The sequence below is a fragment of the Carboxylicivirga sp. genome (genome assembly GCF_982718395.1).
Genome location: NZ_CEXQWX010000303.1, coordinates 1 through 2,598, shown reverse-complemented (window position 1 = coordinate 2,598; position 2,598 = coordinate 1). Strand labels below are relative to the sequence as shown.

Genomic DNA, 2,598 nt, shown 5'->3' with positions numbered 1-2,598 from the left:
GAGAAGAATGTCGTTCTTTAATGATCATGTTAAAAGGACGTGTTAAAGGAGAAATGATCGATTATTCGGGAAAAGCCATTAAGATTGAAGATATTGAGCCACCTAAACCTCTTGCCATCGCTTTTTTATTTGGAGAGAATAATACTTGCCCCGTAAATATTGTTGCAAACAATTCAGTTGAAATATTACATCTGCCCAAAAAATCGGTAATAGAGTTGATGCAAATAAGCTCATTTGTGCTCAAAAATATCATGAACATCATTTCGAGCAAAACACAGTTCTTGTCCGATAAGATACGTTTTTTATCATTTCAAACTATTCGTGGAAAAATCGCACATTACCTTTTGCAATTATCAGGTCCGGTTGATGGTGAAATTATCCTGCCGAAAAGTCAGGAGGAACTGGCTAACATGTTTGGTGTAACACGCCCATCTTTGGGACGAGCATTAAGGGATATGCACAACGAAAACATAATAGAAGCAAAAGGGAAAAGCATTAAGATTATCAATCGGGACTTACTTATTAAGCAACTTAAAAAATAAGAATGAATTCTGGTAAAGTTGTGGTGTTGAGTTGTGAGCACGGAGGCAATCAAGTGCCAAGAACATATGAATATCTCTTTGAAAATGCTGAAGATGTTTTGAATTCGCATCGTGGATATGACCTTGGTGCGATGGGATTGTATGATTTGATTAATTCGAACTATATAGCATATAAACAGTGTGCTACGGTCAGTCGTTTAGTTGTTGATATTAACCGTTCGCTTCATCGAAGAACTTTGTTCTCAGAATATACTAAGTCATTACCTAAATCAGGGAAGCAACAAATTCTTGAAAACTATTATTACGCCTTTCGTCGGCCTTTTGCGAAAAAGATAGAAGGCTTCTGGCGTAAGAATAAAACGGTTTTGCATTTATCAGTTCACTCGTTTACACCAGAATTAAATGGTAAAATTCGACAAACAGATTTTGGTATTTTATATAATCCAGAGCGCGAGGAAGAGAAAAACTTTGCTGTGCTTTGGAAGAAACAATTAAATGAAAGGCTGCCACATTGTCGTGTTCGTTTTAATTATCCGTTCAGGGGTAAACCAGATGGTCACGTGCGATATTTCAGGGATCGGGAAGAGAATAAGTATTTGGGTATAGAGTTCGAGATGAATCAGAAATATGCGAATAATACAGAAATAAAAGAGCAAATTGCGAAGTGCTTTCATCTTACAGTTGAAGTGTGGCTCAAAGACTAGAAAAACAAATATGCATGGCTATATTTGCTTAAAATTATCAAAAGCCATGATCAAATTTAATAAGAAGTCACTTATTCGATGGAAAATATATATAGATAGAGCCCGAATGTATATAGGCTATATTCAATTTTTAATGATAGGTTTTGTATTTCTCGAATCATATAAAGACAGTAGTTGGGGGCAATTGATCTTTGATAACCTGGTTTATTCGATCCCAATCCTATTTGCCTTATTTATTCTTTTACAATTAGTATTAGGCCGCATTGACACCCTTTTAGGTCTTAGGGAAGAGGAGATGAGAAATGCGTCGACATCAAACCCTGTGATGCGAGAATTACTTGAAAATATTAAAGACTTACAACATGAGGTAAGGTTTTTAAACAAAAAACTACACGAAAAGAAAGAAGAAGAATAATGAATGCAGAACAAATTTTTTATGTCATTATAGCCATTGTTGCATGGCAATTTATATTTGATCAGTGGCTGGATTACCTTAATCACAAACACGTAAAAACAAAAATTCCGGAAGAGCTTGATGGAATTTATGACAATGAAAAGTATCGCAAGCAACAGGAATATAAGAGAGCCAATTATAAATTTGGAATACTGAGTGAAGTGTTGAGCTTTACTATTATGATGTTAATGTTAATATTTGGTGGTTTTGCCTTAATACATCAATGGGTGGCTGCAATAAGCTCTGAGCCAATTATTCAATCTTTACTGTTTTTCGCGGTAATTGGTTTAGGATCATCAATCATTGGTTTGCCATTTAGCATATACGGAACTTTCGTAATTGAGGAACGTTTTGGTTTTAACAAAACAACTCCAAAAACATTTGTGCTGGATCTGATAAAATCAATGCTGCTTTCGGTATTGATTGGTGGCCCCTTAATGGCCCTTGTTATATGGCTGTATAACATTGCGGGTGACTATTTCTGGTTGTATGCCTGGATGGTGATCAGTGGTTTTACCATTTTTATGGCGATGTTCTATACATCTATCATATTACCGTTGTTCAATAAACAAACGCCGCTTGAAGAAGGGGAATTACGTGATGCAATCGAAGAATTCTCTTCAAAAGCAGGCTTTAAGCTGGATAACATTTTTGTAATGGATGGTTCGAAAAGAAGCACTAAAGCAAATGCCTTTTTTAGTGGTTTAGGTAGCAGAAAGCGGATTGTGCTTTACGATACTTTAATCAATGATTTAAACACAGAAGAGATTGTTGCAGTATTAGCACATGAAGTGGGGCATTATAAGTTAAAACACACTTTATGGGGAACTATTACAGGTGTTATTCAGATGGGAATTATATTATTTGTTTTTGGGCTTGTGGTAGGATCGCCTTTATT

At 35.5% G+C, this 2,598-nt stretch carries 4 protein-coding genes; all 4 read left to right on the top strand.

The window, feature by feature from the left end:
* Positions 1-542: Crp/Fnr family transcriptional regulator (locus AC4MRQ_RS25610; RefSeq protein ID WP_491200575.1), on the top strand; the 542-nt coding region annotated here is incomplete at its 5' end.
* Between the two features lie 2 nt (positions 543-544).
* Positions 545-1,246: an N-formylglutamate amidohydrolase gene (locus AC4MRQ_RS25605; protein WP_491200574.1), complete on the top strand. Its 702-nt coding sequence runs from the start codon at positions 545-547 to the stop codon at positions 1,244-1,246.
* 46 nt (positions 1,247-1,292) lie between these two features.
* Positions 1,293-1,661, top strand: a complete 369-nt coding sequence (locus AC4MRQ_RS25600; protein WP_491200573.1) for a hypothetical protein — start codon at positions 1,293-1,295, stop codon at positions 1,659-1,661.
* On the top strand, positions 1,661-2,598 hold a 938-nt coding region (locus AC4MRQ_RS25595), incomplete at its 3' end, for a M48 family metallopeptidase (protein ID WP_491200572.1). The genes AC4MRQ_RS25600 and AC4MRQ_RS25595, both read left to right, overlap by 1 nt.